General features: G+C 71.6%; 21 protein-coding genes and 2 tRNA genes. 12 read left to right on the top strand and 11 right to left on the bottom strand.

Annotation, left to right across the window (positions count from 1 at the left end; genetic code table 11):
- A partial coding sequence (locus IEZ00_RS02765) for a neutral zinc metallopeptidase (protein ID WP_229795045.1) occupies window positions 1-784 on the bottom strand: 784 nt, incomplete at its 3' end.
- A gap of 373 nt (window positions 785-1,157) precedes the next feature.
- Between IEZ00_RS02765 and IEZ00_RS02760 the strand changes: the two genes are divergently transcribed.
- Window positions 1,158-3,251, top strand: a complete 2,094-nt coding sequence (locus tag IEZ00_RS02760; protein WP_189221404.1) for an acyltransferase family protein — start codon at window positions 1,158-1,160, stop codon at window positions 3,249-3,251.
- A 68-nt stretch (window positions 3,252-3,319) separates the two neighbouring features.
- Here the strand turns inward: IEZ00_RS02760 and IEZ00_RS02755 are convergent, their stop codons facing one another.
- A complete protein-coding gene (locus IEZ00_RS02755; protein WP_189221403.1) occupies window positions 3,320-3,535 on the bottom strand; it encodes a DUF397 domain-containing protein in 216 nt (71 codons plus the stop codon).
- A 3-nt stretch (window positions 3,536-3,538) separates the two neighbouring features.
- Window positions 3,539-4,393, bottom strand: a complete 855-nt coding sequence (locus IEZ00_RS02750) for a helix-turn-helix domain-containing protein (RefSeq protein ID WP_189221402.1) — start codon at window positions 4,391-4,393, stop codon at window positions 3,539-3,541.
- Window positions 4,394-4,998: 605 nt separating this feature from the next.
- Here IEZ00_RS02750 and IEZ00_RS02745 point away from each other — a divergent pair.
- Entirely contained in the window at window positions 4,999-5,310 is a 312-nt protein-coding gene (locus tag IEZ00_RS02745; protein ID WP_229794940.1) for a Rossmann-fold NAD(P)-binding domain-containing protein, read from the top strand.
- Between the two features lie 72 nt (window positions 5,311-5,382).
- On the opposite strand, the gene IEZ00_RS02740 is transcribed toward IEZ00_RS02745, so the two are convergent.
- Window positions 5,383-5,727: a DUF397 domain-containing protein gene (locus IEZ00_RS02740; protein ID WP_189221401.1), complete on the bottom strand. Its 345-nt coding sequence runs from the start codon at window positions 5,725-5,727 to the stop codon at window positions 5,383-5,385.
- A 164-nt stretch (window positions 5,728-5,891) separates the two neighbouring features.
- On the bottom strand, window positions 5,892-6,182 hold the full coding sequence (locus IEZ00_RS02735; RefSeq protein WP_189221400.1) for a putative quinol monooxygenase: 291 nt from the start codon (window positions 6,180-6,182) through the stop codon (window positions 5,892-5,894).
- 156 nt (window positions 6,183-6,338) lie between these two features.
- Between IEZ00_RS02735 and IEZ00_RS02730 the strand changes: the two genes are divergently transcribed.
- The 4 genes from IEZ00_RS02730 (at window position 6,339) to IEZ00_RS36130 (ending at window position 9,173) form a co-directional block, all read left to right on the top strand.
- Entirely contained in the window at window positions 6,339-7,517 is a 1,179-nt protein-coding gene (locus IEZ00_RS02730) for an acyltransferase family protein (protein WP_189221399.1), read from the top strand.
- Window positions 7,513-7,599 (top strand) — tRNA-Ser (locus IEZ00_RS02725). Before IEZ00_RS02730 ends, IEZ00_RS02725 begins: the two co-directional genes overlap by 5 nt.
- A gap of 191 nt (window positions 7,600-7,790) precedes the next feature.
- Entirely contained in the window at window positions 7,791-8,063 is a 273-nt protein-coding gene (locus IEZ00_RS36135) for an SDR family oxidoreductase (RefSeq protein ID WP_229794939.1), read from the top strand.
- A gap of 261 nt (window positions 8,064-8,324) precedes the next feature.
- Entirely contained in the window at window positions 8,325-9,173 is an 849-nt protein-coding gene (locus tag IEZ00_RS36130) for a helix-turn-helix domain-containing protein (protein WP_229794937.1), read from the top strand.
- Between the two features lie 60 nt (window positions 9,174-9,233).
- Here IEZ00_RS36130 and IEZ00_RS02705 read toward each other — a convergent pair whose 3' ends face one another.
- From IEZ00_RS02705 to IEZ00_RS02685, 5 genes are all read right to left on the bottom strand, one after another.
- Window positions 9,234-9,620 carry a PIN domain-containing protein gene (locus IEZ00_RS02705; protein WP_189221398.1) on the bottom strand — a complete coding sequence of 129 codons (387 nt, stop codon included), beginning with the start codon at window positions 9,618-9,620 and terminating at the stop codon, window positions 9,234-9,236.
- A complete protein-coding gene (locus IEZ00_RS02700; protein WP_189221397.1) occupies window positions 9,617-9,904 on the bottom strand; it encodes a YdcH family protein in 288 nt (95 codons plus the stop codon). The genes IEZ00_RS02705 and IEZ00_RS02700 overlap by 4 nt, the downstream gene beginning before the upstream one ends.
- Window positions 9,905-9,995: 91 nt before the next feature.
- On the bottom strand, window positions 9,996-10,259 hold the full coding sequence (locus tag IEZ00_RS02695) for a hypothetical protein (RefSeq protein WP_189221396.1): 264 nt from the start codon (window positions 10,257-10,259) through the stop codon (window positions 9,996-9,998).
- A gap of 62 nt (window positions 10,260-10,321) precedes the next feature.
- Window positions 10,322-10,406, bottom strand: a tRNA-Ser gene (locus tag IEZ00_RS02690).
- A 13-nt stretch (window positions 10,407-10,419) separates the two neighbouring features.
- The gene (locus tag IEZ00_RS02685) at window positions 10,420-10,890 is read right to left on the bottom strand and encodes a MarR family winged helix-turn-helix transcriptional regulator (RefSeq protein WP_229794935.1); all 471 of its coding nucleotides are present in this window, start codon (window positions 10,888-10,890) and stop codon (window positions 10,420-10,422) included.
- A gap of 130 nt (window positions 10,891-11,020) precedes the next feature.
- On the opposite strand from IEZ00_RS02685, the gene IEZ00_RS02680 reads away from it, so the two are divergent.
- Window positions 11,021-12,745, top strand: coding sequence for a bifunctional metallophosphatase/5'-nucleotidase (locus IEZ00_RS02680; protein WP_189221395.1), 1,725 nt, complete (start codon window positions 11,021-11,023; stop codon window positions 12,743-12,745).
- Between the two features lie 600 nt (window positions 12,746-13,345).
- The gene (locus tag IEZ00_RS02675; RefSeq protein ID WP_189221394.1) at window positions 13,346-14,095 is read left to right on the top strand and encodes a sulfite exporter TauE/SafE family protein; all 750 of its coding nucleotides are present in this window, start codon (window positions 13,346-13,348) and stop codon (window positions 14,093-14,095) included.
- Window positions 14,096-14,281: 186 nt separating this feature from the next.
- Here the strand turns inward: IEZ00_RS02675 and hisC are convergent, their stop codons facing one another.
- Window positions 14,282-15,349, bottom strand: coding sequence for a histidinol-phosphate transaminase (gene hisC, locus IEZ00_RS02670; RefSeq protein WP_189221393.1), 1,068 nt, complete (start codon window positions 15,347-15,349; stop codon window positions 14,282-14,284).
- Between the two features lie 120 nt (window positions 15,350-15,469).
- On the opposite strand from hisC, the gene IEZ00_RS02665 reads away from it, so the two are divergent.
- The 4 genes from IEZ00_RS02665 to IEZ00_RS02650 form a co-directional block, all read left to right on the top strand.
- Window positions 15,470-16,156 (top strand): dienelactone hydrolase family protein, encoded by a 687-nt coding sequence (locus IEZ00_RS02665; protein ID WP_189221392.1) that lies wholly within the window; start codon window positions 15,470-15,472, stop codon window positions 16,154-16,156.
- Window positions 16,157-16,289: 133 nt separating this feature from the next.
- A complete protein-coding gene (locus IEZ00_RS02660) occupies window positions 16,290-17,168 on the top strand; it encodes a hypothetical protein (RefSeq protein ID WP_189221391.1) in 879 nt (292 codons plus the stop codon).
- Window positions 17,168-18,385: a hypothetical protein gene (locus tag IEZ00_RS02655; RefSeq protein ID WP_189221390.1), complete on the top strand. Its 1,218-nt coding sequence runs from the start codon at window positions 17,168-17,170 to the stop codon at window positions 18,383-18,385. Before IEZ00_RS02660 ends, IEZ00_RS02655 begins: the two co-directional genes overlap by 1 nt.
- On the top strand, window positions 18,382-18,984 hold a 603-nt coding region (locus tag IEZ00_RS02650), incomplete at its 3' end, for an ESX secretion-associated protein EspG (protein WP_229794933.1). The genes IEZ00_RS02655 and IEZ00_RS02650, both read left to right, overlap by 4 nt.

Genomic DNA, 18,984 nt, shown 5'->3' with positions numbered 1-18,984 from the left:
CGTGGCCGCCGCCCAGCTCCTCCTGGATGTAGTCGTCGCCGATGCGCGCGGCGGCGTCCAGCGCGGCGGCGATGTCCTCCTGCGTGACGTCGGTGATCAGCGGCTGGCCGGACGCGGTCGGCGTGCTGGTCGCGTGGTTGGCCCAGGCGCCCGCGTAGCAGTCGGCCTGCAGCTCCAGCCGCACCGACCCGGAGGTCGGCCCGCTGTCCTGGCCCACCCGGTCCGAGGTGCCCAGCAGGTTCTGCACGTGGTGGCCGTACTCGTGGGCCAGCACGTACGCCTCCACGAACGGCCCGCCGGTGGCCCCGAACTTCTGCTGGAGCTCCTGGAAGAAGTTCAGGTCGATGTAGACCTCCGCGTCGGCCGGGCAGTAGAACGGCCCGACCGCCGAGGTGGCGTTGCCGCAGCGGGTCTGCACGCCGCCGGAGAAGAAGTTGGTCTCGGCCAGCTCGTAGGTCCGCCCGGAGCGGGCGAACTGGTCCTTCCAGTACGCCTGGATGGAGTTGATGAAGGCCACCGCGCGGCAGTCCGCGTCCCGGTTGGCGTCCGCGCCGGTCCGGCACTTCTCCGCGATGGCGCCCGCCCCGACCTGCTGGTCCTGGCCCACGTCGCTGAACCCGGACCCGGCGGGCAGCTGGCCGCCGCCGCCGAGCTGGGACAGCACGAAGTAGATGATCAGCCCCACGATGCCCAGCCCGCCGCCACCCAGCGCCACGCGCCCGCCGACGCCGCGCTGGTCGGAGACCTGAGACGTGTCGAGCTCAGCGCTCTCGTTGAACTGCACCGCGTCCTCCAAGCAGGCTGCGAAGGGCACCCACCGCCGTTCCGCAGGATGACTTCCCCGTCGGGGCGGCGGCGAACCGCCCGATGGGCCGGTGACGCGGATCACCGTATCCCTTTCGGTGGTTGTTCCTCGTCGCCGAAATCCTCACGGCACGTATTTCGCGGCTCACCCGACGTGAGTGGAAAATCACGGTTGAGTCTCGTCAGTCAACCTCGGTAATGATCCGTCGTCCCTGGTAGATGGATGGGGTGACCCCTCGCACGGGGTCGGAAAAGATCACGAAAAATTCTCCTCATCCAATTCCGCGCAGCCCGCCCGGACGCGCGGGCACAAGTATTTGCTTCTGTGAAGATCGCAGTCGGGGGACTGAGACATGGCATTGGTGGACACCGTCAGACCGACCAGACCCGCCGCGCGCGGGCGGACCCCGCACCGGCACGACATCCAGGGCCTGCGCGCCCTCGCGGTCGGCTTGGTGCTGGTCTACCACCTGCGGCCGGAGTGGCTGCCGGGCGGCTTCGTCGGCGTCGACGCGTTCTTCGTGCTCTCCGGCTACCTGATCATCGGCGCGCTGACCGCCGAGCTGCGCCGCACCGGCACCCTGAACCTGGTCGACTTCTACGCCCGGCGCATCCGCAGGCTGCTGCCCGCCGCCACGGCCGTGCTGCTGGCCGTGGTCGCGGCGACCGCCGTGCTGCTGCCCGTCGGGCGCAGGCCCGGCGTGCTGCGCGAGGTGGTCGCCTCCGCGCTCAACGTGCAGAACTGGCAGCTCGCGCTGTTCTCCGCCGACTACGCCAACGCCACGGCGTCGGCCTCACCCGTGCAGCACTTCTGGTCGCTGGCCGTGGAGGAGCAGTTCTACCTGGTCATCCCGCTGCTGCTGCTCGCGGGCGCGGCCGTGGCGGGCAAGCGGGGAGGCCGGGTGGTGCCCTCGGCGTTCGTCGCGGTCCTGCTGCTCACCGCGGCGTCCCTGGCGCTGTCCGCCGTGGTCACCCCGGACCACCACGTGGCCGCCTACTTCGCCACGCCCACCCGCATGTGGGAGCTGGGCATCGGCGGCCTGACCGCGATGGCCGCCCACCGCCTGCACTTCGGCCCGGCCGTGCGGCTGCTGCTGGGGTGGGCGGGTCTGCTCGCGCTGCTGGTCAGCGCCGTGAAGTTCCGCACCGACCTGCCCTTCCCCGGCTGGATCGCGCTGCTGCCCACCGTCGGCACCGCCGCGCTGCTGCTCGGGGGCCTGGGCGCGCGCCCGGTGCCCGGCGAGGTCTCGCCCCTGCTGGGCCTGCGCCCGCTGCGCTACCTCGGCGACATCTCCTACAGCCTGTACCTGTGGCACTGGCCGGTCATCGTGTTCCTGCTGGAAGCGGCGGGCACCGACCGGCTGACCGACGCCCAGCTGGTGTTCGCGGGCGCGCTGAGCCTGGCGCTGGCCGCGCTGTCCAAGCGGTTCGTCGAGGACCCGTTCCGCTCGCGGCGGCCCGCCTCGCGGCTGCGCAAGACCTACCTGCTCGGCGTCGCGCTGGTCGTGGTCACCACCGCCAGCGCGTGCGTGCCGTGGCACTCCGCGCAAACCCGCCTGGACGACCTGACCAGCGCCGCCGTGCTCGACGCCGCCCACCCCGGCGCGCTGGCGATGGACCCGGCGGTCGGCACGCCCACCGGCGTCCCGGCCATCCCCGACCCGGCGGTGGCGGCCAAGGACATCGCGTCGGTCTGGGCCGACGGCTGCGGCCAGTACGACCCCGCCCGGCACCCCGTCTCCGGCGACACCTGCGCCTACGGCGCGCCGAACGCGACCAGGACGATGGTGGTCGTCGGCGACTCGCACATGACCCAGTTCGCCACGGCGCTGATCGACATCGCCGAGGACGCGGGCTGGCGGGTGAAGCTGATGGTCCACGACGGCTGCCCGTTCAGCGCCGCCGCGCCGGTCATGTCCCCGCGCCCCGACCCGGCCCACCAGGTCGCGCCGTTCGCCGAGTGCCAGGGCCAGGACGACGCGAAGCTGGCCGCGATCCTGGCCGACAAGCCCGACCTGGTGGTCACCGCCGCCATGTCGCCGGAGTCCTACGAGAACGACCTGAACTGGGTGTGGCCGTCGCGGCAGCAGCTCGTCGACGGCTACCGGGCGCGCCTGGCCCCGATCACGCAGGCGGGCATCCCCGTGGCCGTCATCCGCGACACCCCGCGCGCCGACGACAACGTGCTCGACTGCCTGCAGCGCAACCCCGCGCCCGGCTCCTGCGACAAGCCCCGCGCCAAGGCCGTCGACGCCTTCACCGACCCCCTGGCCGACACCGCCGCCACCCTCCCCGGCGCGCGGGTGGTCGACCTGACCGACTGGATCTGCCGCCCCGACACCTGCCCGGCGGTGGTCGGCAACGTGGTCGTCTACCGGGACAACCACCTCACCGACACCTACGTCCGCACCCTGACCGCCCCCCTCCGCGCCGCCCTGGCCCTCTAACCCCCGCGAGTCGAACCCCCAGAACCCCCGAGTTCGTCACTCAGACACCCCGAACCGAGCGTTCGGGTTCAGGCGTCCGCTCGTTGTGCCTGGAGGACGTTCGCGCGCAGGAACGTCGAAAGCTGGTCAGAGGTGAGGATCAGTGCGCCACCGCTCGGGTTCTTGCTATCGCGGATCGCGGCCCACCCGCCGCCTCTGGCGATCTGGACGCACTGCCCTTGCCCGCCGCTGTAGCTGCTCGTGCGCCACTCGGCGCGGGTGAGGTTGAGTCTGGGGGTCCGCATGGATCACTCCTGGTCGAGGTCGGACAACAGTCGGTCGAGCATTGCTCGTGAGGCGTCCTCGTCGAGGGCTTTGCTCTCGATCCGCTGGAAGGCGAGCGTATAAGTGTCCGACTTCTTGATGTAGTCAGCGCCGGTCAGCGACTCGACATAGGCGATCGTGCTCTTCGCCCGCTCGACGTAGAGCAGCGTGAACGGGTACCCGATGGCCGGGTGCGGACCTGCGGCGAGCGGAACCACCCGGAAGGAGGCGTGAGGCAGGGTGGAGAGGGCGCGCAGTCGTTTGAGTTGTCCGCGCATGACCTCGGCGGAGCCGACTCGCCGCAGGAGCGCTTCTTCGCCAACCAGGACCCACACGCGCGGCGCGTTCGCTTTGAACAGGGCGTCACCGCGCTTCTGCCGATCTTCCGCGATCGGACCGACCTCGGCCGCTGAGATGACGACTGACTCGGCAAGGCACTCACGGGCGTAGGCGCTGGTGTGCACCTGTCCGGGGATGAGGTCGCCCGACCACATGCGTATCTCGTCGGCGGAGTGCGACAGTGACACGAACTGCTTGAACCAGTCCGGCACTCGTGACGGCGCGGCCTTGCGTCGTGCTTCGCGGGCGAGCCGCTCGATCTCAGCCACCTGCTGCCCGGTCACCCCGTAGGCGTCCACCAGTGCCGCGATCTCGGCCTCGGTCGTCTTCAACGCGCCGTTCTCGACCTTGTTCAGCTTGGTCCGGTACCACTTCGGCAGTCGTTCCTTGAGCAGTGCTTCGGCCTGTTCGAGCGACAGTCCGGCACCCTCGCGGAACTTCCGCAGCTCGTCGCCGAGCAGCAGCCGGGCCACCACGGGTCCGGGCTCGTCCTCCGTCATGCCGACAAGTGTCTCCAAGCGGCCAACAGCCATGTGGATTCCCTCTTTCGTGGTCTACTCAACTTGCTAACTCAAGTGGCAGTATCAAGTGGCAGAGGTGAGAGGTTGAGCGGCCGCGCAACCCGACCAAGTGGCGGAGCGCGTCTCGTGCCGCTGATGCGAGTGCCGCTCGCACGTCGAGTGACGCTGAAGCTGTGCCCACTCTGCTCTGTTATTTGTCGTCGGTTAACGGAGAACGACATGGTTTACTGGCTCATTGCTCTTGTGGTGGCGATCAGTTTTATGACCCTTGGTGGAATGGTCTGTTACCTGCACCGCTCTCCTGGTCGGCACGGGAATCCCGATGGAGCCGCCTGCACCGTCGGGATAGCTCGTCAACAGGTAGTTGTCGCGACTCCTGGCCAGTGGAAGAGCGCTCAGCACGAGTCAACAGCGCGGCGATCGAACTTCCGAGTACCTCAGCGCGTCGAGGCGTTCGTCGTAGACGACACATCGCTGCTCGTGCGCCCGTACGTGCTGCACGCCCAGGCCCGTCGCGAATTCCTGTTCGCCAGGGCGGCCTGAGAAGTTTCCGAAAAACCCGTAGACATGGAAGGGAACGACCGATGAACCAGTTGGCCGAATCCGAGCAGTGGTGCGGCAGTGACGAGGAGTTCGCCGCTTTCCTGACGGGGCTCGCCACCGACGACGCGCCACGGCTGTTCGCCATCGCCCACGAGTACGGGCACCGCCAGGACGGATGGATCGCCGCCTACGGGATGGCCTTCAACGACTACGCCGAGGTGGTTTCCACCGAGGGCGACTTCCGCGCCCGCGCCGAAAGCCCGGAGAGCGCCCTGGCCACGTTCACCCGTTTTGCTGAAGCCGAGGACGTGAAAGTCCACCTGATCTGGCTAACCCAACCGCCTCGACCCTGAGTTCGCCACTCAGGTACGACGAATTCGTCGTTCGCGTACCCCGAACCGGACGTTCGGGGTACCGCGAACGCCCTATGCGTCCACCCGGATGCTCCCCAGGAACGACGCGAACCGGGCGCGACCGAACCTCAGCACCGGGCCACCGGGGTTCTTGCTGTCGCGGACGGCGTACTCGTCGGCTGCGGTCCGCGCGAGTTCGACGCAGTTCGCCGACCCGTTCTGGCTGCGACTGCTCTTGCGCCACGCGGCTGTGAGCAGGTCGTGAGAGACGATCACCGCGCCGACGCTCGTGTTCTCGCTGTCGCGAATCGCGGCCCATTCGCCGCTTCGAGCGATCTCGACGCACTGCCCCTGCCCACCGCTGTAACTGCTCTTGCGCCACGACACACGGGTGAGGTCGGGCTCAGGCGTCCGCATGGCTCACTCCTGGTCGAGGTCGGGCAGCGATCGGGAGGTTGAGCAGGGCGTCGTCGCACTTCTCGCGATTCTCCGCGCACGCGACGGCCACATTCACCCGCTTCACCTGATCTGGTTAACCCGCGTGCCTGGTCCGGGACCAGCGACTGACCAGAAGCGCGGTCTCAGCCGAACACCGGCCGCACGTCGGCCACCTCGTACTCCATCACCTGAACGCTCTTCATGGCGATGCCGGTGTCCGGCGCCGCGGCCACCGCGCGCCAGGCGTCGAGGTGCTCCCGCGACTCCCAGCGCTCGAAGTTGTTCACCCGCGCCGGGTCGACCGGGTCGGCGGTGATGGCGAGGTCGAGGCACCCCGGAGCCCGCCGAGCCCTGCGGACGAGGTCGTGGTGGGCGGCGACGAACGCGTCGCGCCGGTCGGCGTCGACCTCCACGTGTCCCGCGATGATGAGCATCCGAACGCCCCTTCCGAACCCGAACGGTGCTCCCAACCTAGCGCCCACTGGCGGGCGCTCACCCCAGCGAGCGCGTGCCGCTCGTTCCCCATGCAACGCGGTGCCCCGCTCCGGCAACTTGCTCATGAAGGTGCCGAACATCCGGGAGCAACCAGCATGAAATCTCTGACCCACACCGAGTACATGGCGATGAGCCGCTTCGGCGGTCTCGACGGCCTTCGTGCCATCGCCGCGGTGATGGTGGTCGTGTTCCACTACGGCGGCCCGGACCGGCTTCAGGGCTGGATCGGCGTGCAGGTGTTCTTCGTGCTCTCCGGGTACCTGATCACCACGCTCATGCTGCGCGAGGAGGCCCGCTCCGGCCGGATCTCGCTCAAGGCGTTCTACACGCGCCGGGCCTTCCGCATCCTGCCCGTGTACTTCGTCGTCCTGATGGTCACCACCGTCACGACGTTCGCGCTCGGCACTTACGAGAGCTCCGGCCTCAGCGAGGCGATGCCGCTGTACCTGTCGTTCTTCAACGAGTTCGCGGCCAACAACCCGTTCGGCCAGTCCTGGTCGCTCGGCATCGAGCAGAAGTTCTACCTGGTCTGGCCACTGGTGGCGTTCGCCTTCGGGGCGCTGCCGCTGGGCCGTCGCCTCGGCATCACCGCGCTGCTGCTCCTGGGCGCGGTCGCGGTCACGCCGCTGACCTTCGGCTCCGGCGCCCCCGGCTGGCCCGCGCACTACGCCTCGGTCCTGCTGGGCTGCGCGATCGGGCTGCTGATGCACCACCGCCGCAGCTACGCGCTCGTGCGCCCGCTGACCAACCCGTGGGTCGCCACCGGCATGGCCTTGGGCGTGGTCACCCTGCACTACTTCCTCAAGCCGATCAGCGACGCGCTCAACACCAAGCCCGGCGTGCCCGGCTTCCTGTGGCCGATGACCTTCTACCCGCTGGCCGTCGCGCTGCTGCTGCCCGCGGTGATCGCGCCGGGACCGGTGCGCCGGGTGCTGTCCTGCCGTCCGATGACCTTCGTCGGCGAGCGGTCCTACTCGCTCTACCTCGTGCAGTTCCTGGGCGCCACCATCGTGGCCTTCGCGGTGCCCGGCATCGAGGGCTGGGCCAAGGCGGGGGCGGTCGTCGCGCTGTCGCTGGTGCTGGCTTCGCTGCTGTACCGGGCGGTCGAGCTGCCGATGATCGGCGCCGGGCGGAAGGTGCTCGCGCCCAGCCCGGACGCGGCGCGTGAGGTCGGCGCGGGTGCTCGGACCCGTTCCCGCGCCGCCGTGGGTGCGGAGCACCCGCAGGGGCACCCGGCTGACGACGCTCGGCTACCCTCGTCGGGAAACGGGTAGCGTGTCCGAGCGGCCTAAGGATCACGTCTTGAAAACGTGCGAGGGTTGACCCCCTCCGTGGGTTCGAATCCCACCGCTACCGCTTTCACGACGGCCGCCCCGCCCCTGACCGGGAGCGGGGCGGCCGTCGCGGGCACGGTCACCCGTCCAACCCCCGCAGGTGTGCGATGACCCGGTCGGTCAGCTCGGCGAACACGCCGCGCCCGTCCTCGGGGCACTCGCGCCGCCGCACCAGGACCTCGTAGTCGGCGAGCGAGAGGCTGCGGCCGGACCGTGGCCGTGCCGGGAGACGTCGGGAACCCGAGCACGTCGAGCGGCTGCTCGCCAAGGTCCGGGTCAACGCGGTCGCGCCGGGGGCCACCGACACCGAGGCGCCCGAGCTGGGGCCTGTTCACCGACGAGAACGTCGCCAGGGTCTCCGCCCGCACGCCGCTGGGGCGCGTCGGGCAGCCCGAGGACACCGGCCGCGTGGTCGCCCTCCTCGCCTCCTCCGAAGCCGGGTGGATCACCGGTGACGTCGCGTTCGCCTCTGGCGGGCTGCGCTGACGCAGATGGTCAACTGGTTGATCCGCACGGGACTGGTCGCCGCCCCGGTCGTGCGTAGGGTTGTCCGGGAAAGCGTGTCCACGAAAGAGGAAAAACGCTCCATGCGCGCCCTCGTGGTCAACCACGGCGGAATCCGGGCCGGTTCGGTTCGCCGACGTCGAAGAGCCCATTCCGTCCGCTGGTGAGGCGCTGGTCGAGATCCGGCACATCAGCCTCAACTTCGGCGAGCTGAACTACGCGGACGAGTGGCGGCCGGGCGCTGTGCACGGTCACGACGCGGCGGGCGTGGTGGTGCGCGCCGACGGCTCGGGGCCGCCCGAGGGCGCGCGGGTCGCGCTGGGGATGGCCCACGGGGCGTGGGCGCAGCGGGTGGCGGTCGGTCCTGCCTGGCTGGGCACCGTCCCCGAGGGCGTGGACCTGGCCGACGCCGCCGCGCTGGGGACCGCCGGCGTCACCGCGCTGCGCGTGCTGCGCAAGCGCTCCGTGCTCGCGCGGAACGTCCTGGTCACCGGCGTGGCCGGTGGCGTGGGGTACTTCGCCGTCCAGTTGGCCGCGCTGGCGGGCGCCAGGGTGACGGCGCTGGTCGGTTCGCCGCAGCGGGCCGCCGGGCTGCGCGAGCTCGGGGCTGACGAGGTGCTGACCGGCCTGGACGGCGTCGAAGGCCGGTTCGACTTCGTCATGGACGCGGTCGGCGGGCCGGTGACGGTCCAGGCGTGGCGGGCGCTCGCCGAGGGCGGCGCGTCAGGAGCCCCTGGAGGTGCGGGCAGGCGGGGCCGTCCTGCTGGCGCCGGGCACCGCGCACGGGATCGCGAGCGGTTCCAGCGCGCCGCGGGGGTCGTGCGACCGGGAGGCGGCGCTCCGGGTCATCGCCGAGGGCGGCGCCCTCCGCGTGGGATCGGCACCGGCGCATCCGCCCTCGGGCAGACGCCGGGCGCGTACGTGACGCGGTGGCGCATCGACCTGGCCTGCGCCCGGCTCCGCGACACCGACGAGCCGGTCGAGTCGATCTCCAGCGCCGTCGGGTACGGCTCCCCGCACGCTTTCAGCCGCGCTTTTCGGCGCGCGAAGGGCGTGGCTGCGGGCGAGTACCGCTCCCGGCCGCGCGGGTGAGCGCGCCCGAGCCGCGCACTCCAGGAGCCCTCCGCGTTCGTCCGAGAGCCTGGAACGCCGTCACACCTTCACAACCGTCACGTGGTGACCGCAAAGCGCGGAGATGTCGCCGGGGTCGGAGGTCAGGATCGTCGTCGGCCCAGGAGCGGACAGAGCCGTGGCTGCCAACATCGCGTCGATGGCGTACTCGTGGCCGTGAAGTCCGGCTCGCTCCAGGAGGACACTCGCCTGCTTCGCCAGCTCAGCCGTGACCGGCTCGACGGACAAACGGGAGATCACCCAGTCGAAGGCGGCTCGATTGATTCGCGGGTGCGTCACCTCGACCAGGGTCGCAGCGCTGGTGATCACCCGTTCGTCGACATCGCGCGCCGCGATCAGCCAAGCCGTCAGCTCGCGATCACGGAGGACTGCCTTGGCCAGCCCCTCGCTGTCGAGGACGAGAGTCACGCTGCCGTTCCAGCGTCGGAGCCGCGCTGCTCGTCGCGCAGTTGAGCGAGCTGCCTGCGCTTGACTTCGACTTCCTCAGCGGTGATCGGTCCGTGCTCGGCCTCGGCGGCCGCGATGAGCTCATCGAGGTTGTCGCGTTCGATCTGGCGTTGGACGGCCGCCTCGATGTAGGCGGAGACGCCACGACGACCGGCGCGGCCGCGTACGGCCCCGATGGTGCCACTGTGCATCGAGACCGAGACGACGGTGGTGGGGCCTTCGCCGGGGAGCGGTTCATCCGCCATGGGAGCAGATTAACAGAACTTCTAATAAACTTGTGGGCGACGCTGACTGGCGCGATGAGCCTGACCACGGTGGTGTTGCGGATGTCGGTTGTCACGTCTGGACAGCGTCAGCCGCCTCGTCCTCTGCGACTCGCTGGTCTGCGGCCAACGCCTCCTCCACCCAGGCGAGGAACGCGGGCAGGTTCCGGTCGAGGCTGAAGCAGTCCCGCTCGGTGCCCGCGATCTCGTGCTGCAGATGCGGCCAGAGCGTGCGCAGGGCGTTGTAGTGCGCCTGGCCTTCGCGCTCGTCGGGGTGCTGCCGGAGGTACTCGTCCAGGAAGTCGAGATACCTGCTGACCTGATCTGCGACGACCACCACCGGGGGAGAGCTGGGGGTGCGACCGGTCCCAAAGAACCGGCCATGCCCCTTCTGACCCGCGGAAGCGGAGGGATTTGAACCCCTGGATCCGTGAACGTCTCCCGCTTTCGAGGCGGGTGCATTCGGCCGCTCTGCCACGTTTCCCCGTGCTGGCAGGTCACCCGTCCAACCCTCGCAGGTGTGCGATGACCCGGTCGAACACCTTCGCCACCACCGCCTGCTCCTCCCGCGACAGCAGGTCGATCATGTGCTCCCGCACGCCCTTGACGTGCGTCGGGGCGGAGCCCTCCAGCAGCGCCATGCCCCGGTCGGTCAGCTCGGCGAACACGCCGCGCCCGTCCTCGGGGCACTCGCGCCGCCGCAGCAGGCCCTCCCGCTCCATGCGCGCGACCTGGTGGGACACCCGGCTCTTGGACGAGGCGACGTCCTCGGCCAGCAGGGACATCCGCATCCGCCGCCCCTTCTGCTCGGACAGCCGCACCAGGACCTCGTAGTCGGCGAGCGAGAGGCCGTGGCCGTCCTGCAGTTCGCGGTGCAAGCGGTCGGCGAGCATGGACGCCCCGATCACGTAGTTGCGCCAGGCGCGCATCTCCTGTTCGTCGAGCCAACGCGGCTGCTGCTCAGTCACCTCACCAGGCTAGGCCCACATCTCCGTTCACCGACGATCCACGGGCACGTCTGGTGCGCGTCAGCTTCGCGAGGCAAACTCCCACGCCGTAGCGCGCCCACCTACCGGGGCGCAACGCTGGAGGAACCCCATGACCCCGTTCACACGACGGCCCGTCGCGCTCGCGGCGACCGCCGCGGCGGCGCTCGCGGTGACGCTGTCGCAAACCCCCGCGCAGGCGGACAACGAGCGCGGTGGCCCGCGCACCGTGGACGTGCGCCTGATCGGCATCAACGACCTGCACGGCAACATCGAGCCGCCGACCGGCTCGTCCGGTCGCGTCACGCTGTCGGACGGGACGACGGTGAACGCGGGCGGCGCGGCCTACAACGCGACGCACATCAAGAACCTGCGGTCCGAGGTGAAGAACTCCATCGTCGTGGGGCAGGGGGACCTGATCGGCGCTTCACCGATCGTGTCCGCGCTGTTCCACGACGAGCCCACCGTCGAGGTGCTCAACCGGGTGGGCATGGACACCACGGCGGCGGGCAACCACGAGTTCGACGAGGGCTATCAGGAGCTGCTGCGGATGCAGCGCGGCGGCTGCCACCCGGCCGACGGCTGCCAGTTCCGCGAGCGCTACGAGGGCGCGGACTTCCCGATCCTGGGCGCCAACGTGACGCTGGCCCACGGTGGCGCTCCCGCGCTGCCGCCGTTCTGGGTGGAGTACCGCGACGGGATGCCGATCGGCTTCATCGGGATGCCGCTGAAGGACGTGCCGATCCTGGTGGACCCGAACGGGATCAAGGACCTGCGCTTCGGCGACGAGATCGCCGCCGCCAACCGCTACGCGGACCTGCTGAACTGGCTGGGCGTGAAGTCGATCGTGCTGCTGGTGCACCAGGGCGACAACACCGCCGGTGGCGGCCCCGACGACTGCAAGACGGTCGCGGGCGGTCCCGGCCGGGCCATCGCCGAGAAGGTCAGCCCGAAGATCGACGCGGTCTTCTCCGGCCACAGCCACCAGCAGTACAACTGCGTGGTGACCGACCCGGCGGGCAACCCCCGGCCGTTCATCGAGGGCCTGGCGTTCGGCCGCGAGCTGTCCGTGGTGGACCTGAAGATCGACCGGCGGACCCGCGACGTGATCCGCTCGGAGACCAGGGCCACCAACAAGGTCGTCACCCAGGACGTCAAGCCGGACCGCAAGGTGCAGGACATCATCGACCTGGCCAAGGAGAAGTCCGGTCCCATCGCCAACAAGCGGGTCGGCACCATCGCGGGCGACCTGCTGCGCGCGGCGGCCCCCAGCGGCGAGTTCGCGCTGGGCAACCTGATCGCCGACTCGCAGCTGGCGGCGACCACCGGCAACGGCGCGGTGGCCGCGCTGATGAACCCCGGCGGCGTCCGCGCGGACCTGACCTTCGCGTCCTCCCCGGCCGGTGAGGGCGACGGCGTGGTCACCTACGGCGAGGCGTTCACCGTGCAGCCGTTCGGCAACATCCTGCAGACGGTGACGCTGACCGGCGCGCAGCTCAAGGCGGCGCTGGAGCAGCAGTGGCAGGTCGTCAACGGCACGCCGCGCACGATCGTGCTGCAGCCGTCGGCGGGCTTGACCTACAGCTGGTCGGCGTCCGCGCCGATCGGGTCGAAGGTCTCCGGCATCGCCATCAACGGCACGCCGGTGGACCCGGCGGCGAGCTACCGGATCACGATCAACAGCTTCCTGCAGGGCGGTGGCGACGGCTTCAGCGCCTTCACCGCGGGCACGGAGGTCACCGGCGGCGGCATCGACCTGGACGCGCTGATCGCCTACTTCGGGGCGCACCCGAACGTGGCGCCGCCCGCGCTGGACCGCATCACCACCACGCCGTGACGCACCCCGGTGGGCGGGCTCGCCGGGCCCGCCCACCGGGACGCCACCACCGTCCACCCGAGACGATTTCGCCGAGTTTTCCCAGCCCACACGAGTTGCGGGCGGCGCGCGGCAGGCGCATCCTCGATGCAGGACCTGTTGTCCGGGGTAACCGGGTTCTCGCCCCGGCGGCACGCCCGGAAGGGGAAGGTGGTGCGGTGCTGATTAGTCCTCGCAGTGACGTTCCGCGACCAGCCGCATTCCCGCGGCCGAGCCGGCCCTTGTCGTCCCGGTCGCGAAGATGAGCGGCGCGGACAGGGGATCGGGCGCGCGGCGCTTCCGGCGCGGCAGACCCGCTTGACGCTGTTGACCCCGGTCTTCGCGGCGCCTCTCGACCGTCGGCGCCACCAGGGGTCCACGCCACCCCGTCCAGCGACCGGCACGTCACGTCTCCAATGGGAAAACCCGGGTGCGGTGCCACTGATGTCGGGCGCCGCACCCGGGCCCTTGCGCTGTTCGGCCGCACCGGCCGCGGCAGGCGGGTGTAGCAAGTGCCACACCGCACCGCGCCGGACGCGGTGTTAGCGTCGGCCGCCCGCTCGAACAGCACCGGAGGTGGCCGTGACGACGCTCGAAGCGGTCATCGTCGTGCTCGCGGGCGTTTTCGCCGGGGGCATCAACACCGTCGTCGGCTCCGGCACGCTGGTGACCTTCCCGGTGCTGCTGGCGGTCGGCTACCCGCCGGTGGTGGCCAACGTGTCCAACAGCCTGGGCCTGGTGCCCGGCTCGCTCAGCGGCGCGGTCGGCTACCGGCGCGAGCTGCGCGGCCAGGCGGGCCGGGTCAAGCGGCTGCTGCCCGCGTCCGTGCTCGGCGCGGTGGTCGGCGCGATCCTGCTGGTCACCCTGCCCGAGGACGCGTTCTCCTCGATCGTGCCGGTGCTGATCGCCATCGCGCTGGTGCTGGTGGTGGCGCAGCCGTGGCTCAACCGCAAGCTGGCCGAGCGCGAGCGGCACGAGCACGGCGGGCTGCTGCTGTGGGTGGGCGTGTTCCTCGCGGGCATCTACGGCGGCTACTTCGGCGCCGCCCAGGGCGTGCTGGTGATGGGCCTGATGGGGGTGCTCATGAACGAGCACATCCAGCGGATGAACGCGCTGAAGAACGTGCTGACCGCGTTCGTGAACCTGGTCGCGGGCGTGCTGTTCATCTTCATCGCCGACGTGGCGTGGCTGCCCGTGCTGCTGCTGGCGGTCGGGTCCGTGGTCGGCGGCCAGATCGGCGCGAAGGTCGGCCGCAAGCTGCCCCCGCTGGCGCTGCGCGCGGTGATCGTGGTCGTGGGCACCGCGGCGATCGTGCAGATCCTGGCCCGCTGAACGGGTGTTCGCCTCCCGCGCCCGCACCCCCGAATCCCCGCGCCCTTCCCGCGCGCCGCGACCGCGTTCCACCTGACCGGGAACTACGGCGGCGACCCCGGCTTCTCCGTGCTCGACGAGCCGGGGTCCGCGCTGTCGTTCACCGCCCGCCCGCAGCTCGGGCGAGCACGGGCCGCGCCGCGTCCCTCACCGGGGGAAGGACCTGGCGGCGGCCAGGAACGCGTCGTTCTCCTCCGGCTCGCCCACGGTCACCCGCGCGCCGTCGCCGAGGAACGCCCGCACCACCACCTTGTGCGCCAGGCAGTGCTCGTTGAACGCCGCGGTCCGCTCGCCCAGCGGCAGCCACACGAAGTTCGCCTGCGAGTCGGGCACCTCGTAGCCCGCGTGCCGCAGCTCGCCGGTGACCCTGGTCCGCTCGGCCACCACCGCGCGGCAGCGCACCATCAGCTCGTCCTCGGCGTCCAGCGACGCCAGCGCGGCCACCTGCGCCAGCGCGTTGACGCTGAACGGCACCGCGACCTTGCGCAGCGCCTCGGCCAGCTTCGGCGAGCCGACCGCGTAGCCGACCCGCAGCCCCGCCAGGCCGTAGGCCTTGGAGAAGGTCCGCAGCACCGCCACGTTGTCACGCCCGCGCGCCCACTGGGCCTTGGCCAGCTCCACGCCGTCGGGCACGTGCGGGTCGTCGACGAACTCCTTGTACGCCTCGTCGACGACCACCAGCACGTCGGAGGGCACGCGGTCGATGAACCGCTCGACCTCCTCGGTGCGCAGCGCGGTGCCGGTGGGGTTGTTGGGGTTGCACACGAACACCAGCCGCGTCTTCGGCGTGATCGCCGCGGCCATCGCGTCCAGGTCCAGGCCGTGGCCCCCGGTCAGCGGCACGCGGGTCTGCCCGGCGCCGACCACCTGCGTGATGATCGGGTACGCCTCGAACGACCGCCAGGGGAACACCACCTCGTCGGCCTCGGCGCAGGTGGCCTGCACCAGCTGCTGGCACAGCGTCACCGAGCCGCAGCCGACGGCCAGCTGCTCGGCGGGCACGCCGAGCCGGTCGGCCAGCCGCGCCACCAGCTCCGCGGCCCCGTTGTCGGGGTAGCGGTTGATCGCCGTGGCGGCGTCCGCGATCGCGCGCACGACGCTGGGCAGCGGCCCGGCCGAGACCTCGTTGCTGGCCAGCTTGATCGCGCCGGGAATGCTCCGGCCTGGCACGTAGGCGGGCAGTGCGGCCAGGTCGGCACGGGTTCGGACGGTCATCGCGGGGCTCCTCCTCCGGTTCTGCGCAGGACGGTAGCCGCTCAAGACCTGAATGGGGCATACCCGTCGTTCCGTTGCTCACGTTGACTGCCGTCGTCGCCGAGGTGAAAGGGTTGGCCCATGACGCAGACCCGCATCGAGACGCTCCCGCTGACCGACGGCCGAGAACTGCGGCTGACCGTCGCCGAGCCGGACAACGCCGTGCGCGGCGGCCTGGTGGTGCTGCACGAGGCGCGCGGCGTCACCGACACCGTCCGCGGTCTGGTGAGCGGGCTGGCCGCCGAGGGCTGGCTCGCGGTCGCGCCGCACCTGTACGACGCCGACGAGGTGGACGGCGACGCCGCCGCCGACCACGAGGTCAGCAAGCTCTCCGGCGAGGCGGCGCTGGCCGACACCGATGTCGCTTTCGTCTGGTTGCAGCAGCGCGGCATCAGTGCCGACCAAATGGGCGTCATGGGCTTCGACCTGGGCGGATCGGTCGCGATGGTGGTTGCGGGAAGCCGAACCGTCGGCGCGGCGGTCAGCGTCGGCGCCCGCGGCATCGTCGAGCCGCTGGCGGCCGGGTTGCCGCCTCTGGTGGAAATGGCCGAAGAGCTCGCCTGCCCCTGGCTGGGCCTCTACGGTGGGGCGGGCGGTGAGATCCCGTCCGGCGACGTGGACAAGCTGCGCGACGCCGCGGCGGCGGCCCCGGTGGCCACCGACGTGGTCAGCTTCCCCGATTCCGGTCACCGCTTCGACACCTCCCCCTCGGCGAGCGCGGAGGCCTGGCAGCGGGCGCTGAACTGGTTCGACTCGCACCTGAGGTAGACCGCCCGCGGAGTATTGGAACCGACCGGGTGGCCAGGTACATCTAAGGGTCGCGTGCGCGGGAGGCGAAGCCGCGCACGGGTCGGGTAACGCGCGACGCGCCTGCGGCGAGAACGCAGTGCAGGGGGTAGTCATGAGCAACGGGAACACGGTCCGCCTGGTCCAGCCCGCCCCGGCGGTGGACCCGGCCGCGACGGTGTCGCTGACCCAGCCGATCGCCGTGCCGGGCGCGGCCGCCGCGGTGCCGCCGGTATCGCCGGTGCCGCCCGGCGTCGCGTCCGACCCGAGCCCCACGGTGTCGCTCGCGCAGCCCGGTGCGGTGCCGGAGGCGGCGGTCCCGGTGCCGCAGAACCCGCTGCCGCAGACCCCGGTGGTCGAGTCCAACCCCACGGTCACGCTGACGCTGCCCGGCGCCTCCGCGGGCGTGCCCGGCCCCAGCGCGAGCGCCCCGGACCCGAGCACGGCCGTCCCGGACCCGAGCACGACCGTCCCGGACCCGAGCACGACCGTGACGCTGCCGCAGTCCGCCGCACCGGCCCTCGACACCGCCACGCCCGCCACCGCACCCACCACCGCACCCGCCACCGCACCGGCCGCCGCGCCCGAGGGCAACTTCACCGACTCCGCCCAGGCCGACCTGCAGAAGGCCACCACCGCGCTGGACGCGGTGGACAAGCAGCAGGTCAAGCTGGCCATGGACCGGCAGTCCGTCGACGAGCTGGTCAAGCTCATCGCGCAGGCCCGCGACGTGGTCAACTCCGTGCACGCCAAGGCGGTCAACGAACTCGACGTCGAGCTGAAGTTCGGCGACAACTGGGTCGGCCGGTCGATCAGCAAGCGGCTGCACGAGGTCGCGGTGGGCGACGAGCAGTCCGCGGTCGCGGTGATCGGCGACTTCCTGCACGTGCTGTTCGAGATCGAGGAGACCATCCGCAAGGCCGCGCGCAACCTCGAAGACGCCGACGACGAGGCGGTCCACGCGGTCACCAACGCCGGGAGAGGGCAGGGCTGATGGGTGACGACGACCGCCGCGTCGCAGACCACGACGGAGCCTCGCCGCTGGGCCAGAAGGTCGACTGGATGACCCACTCGCACCAGGAGCTCTACGACATGGTGCACAAGGGGGTGGACCTCAACCTGGCCAACAGCGCCAAAGCCGACTGGACCGCCGTGGGCAAGTCGCTGGGCGAGGTCCGCGACCTGCTGGCCAAGGCGCTGGCCCAGTCCTCCCAGGCGTGGGAGGGCGAGACCGCCGACCGCGCCCGCGAGGGCCTGGAGTCGGTGATGAAGTGGGCGCAGAACACCAGCGACCACGCGGAGAACGTGGCCACCTGCATCGCCGAGGAGATCCAGCACGTGGTGACCGCGCGCGAGCAGATGCCCGCGCCGCCGCCCGCCCCGCCGCTGCCCACCGCCGTCGCGCCGGACGCCGCGCCGGTCGCGGGCAGGCGGCTGGACACCGTGGCCGAACCGGGGTTCGGGGGCAGGACCGCCGTGCCGCGCGAGGAGGCGTTCACCGACCTGGAGACCGTGGGGGCGCCCGCGGTCGACTCGGTCGCCGCCGCCGACGCGACGCACCGCCGGGCCGCCGAGGTCATGGCGATGTTCCAGCAGAACTCCTACGCGGTCGACCGCACCGTGCCCTCGTTCAGCCCGCCGGTGAACCCGGTCGCGCCGCCCCCGCCGCCCGCCGGCGCCCCCCTGCCGACCACCCCCGCGCCCGACGCGGGCGCGGGCGCTCCGGTCGCGGTCACCCCCGGCGTCAACCAGGGCAACTCCACCACCCACAAGTCCGACCACCGCAACCAGCAGCACGGCACGACCCCGCCCCAGCGGGCCGCCGCGGCGGGCCGTGGCGGCGCGGGCGGCTTCGGCGGTGGTCTCGGCGGCTACGGCGCCGGGCGGGGCGTCCCCGCCGCCCCGGTCTACGGCGGCGCGGGCGGTGGCGGCGCGGCCGGCGGCATGAGCGGCCCCGGCGGTTCCAGCGGCTTCGTCGGCACCGACCACGGCGGCAGGCCGTCGGCCAACCCCGGCGGCACCACCAGCCAGTTCCAGGCGCCCAAGGCGGTCACCCCGCAGCACGGCATGATCGGCGCCGCGCCGATGGCCGCCCCGCCGGTCGCGCCCACCTCCGCCGAGTCCGGCCGCAGCAGGCCCGACTACCTGGAGGACGACGACAACGTGTTCGGCCTGGACAGAAAGGCCGCGCCGCCGGTGATCGGCCTGTGACCGAGCGCGTCTTCCGGCTCAGCGACCGCGAGTTCTTCCTGCTCTGGCAAGCGGTCCACGGGGAGGCGCACCCCGTGCCGCTGGGCACCCGGCACTACGGCCACACCGCGGCCGAGCGGGCCCGGCTGACCGAGGAGGCGTCGCGCGCGCTGGCCGCGCGCGGCCTGGGCACCGTGGGGCGGCCGGACGGGGAGCTGCACGGGCTGCTGCGCGGCCTGGCCGAGTACCAGGTGGGCCTGGAGGTGGTGTTCTCCCGAAACGGCGAGCAGGCGCGCGGCCTGGCCACCGCCGCGTGGCACGGCGCGTTCGCCGCGCGCGTGGGCACCCAGGTGCAGCTGACCGGCTTCCGGCCCACCGCGCTGGCGTCCACCACCGTGGCCACCCTGCCCGCCGCGCCGCCCGGCAGCGGCCGGTCGGTGAACGTGCGGTGGGCCGACTACCTGGCGGCGGGCGAGGCGGGCCGGGCCGACGGCACCGAGGGGTTCCTGGACGCGCTGCGGTCGGCGGGCGTGCGCGAACCCGAGGCGAACACCCTGCTGCGCGCGACCACCACCCGCCGGGGCGGCGGCCAGGTCGGCGTGATCGCCCGCAACCGCGCG

This window comes from Saccharothrix coeruleofusca, from assembly GCF_014648515.1.
Taxonomy (GTDB): domain Bacteria; phylum Actinomycetota; class Actinomycetes; order Mycobacteriales; family Pseudonocardiaceae; genus Actinosynnema; species Actinosynnema coeruleofuscum.
Note: the sequence above shows the minus strand (reverse complement) of the source record. Positions and strands in the feature narration are given on the sequence as shown.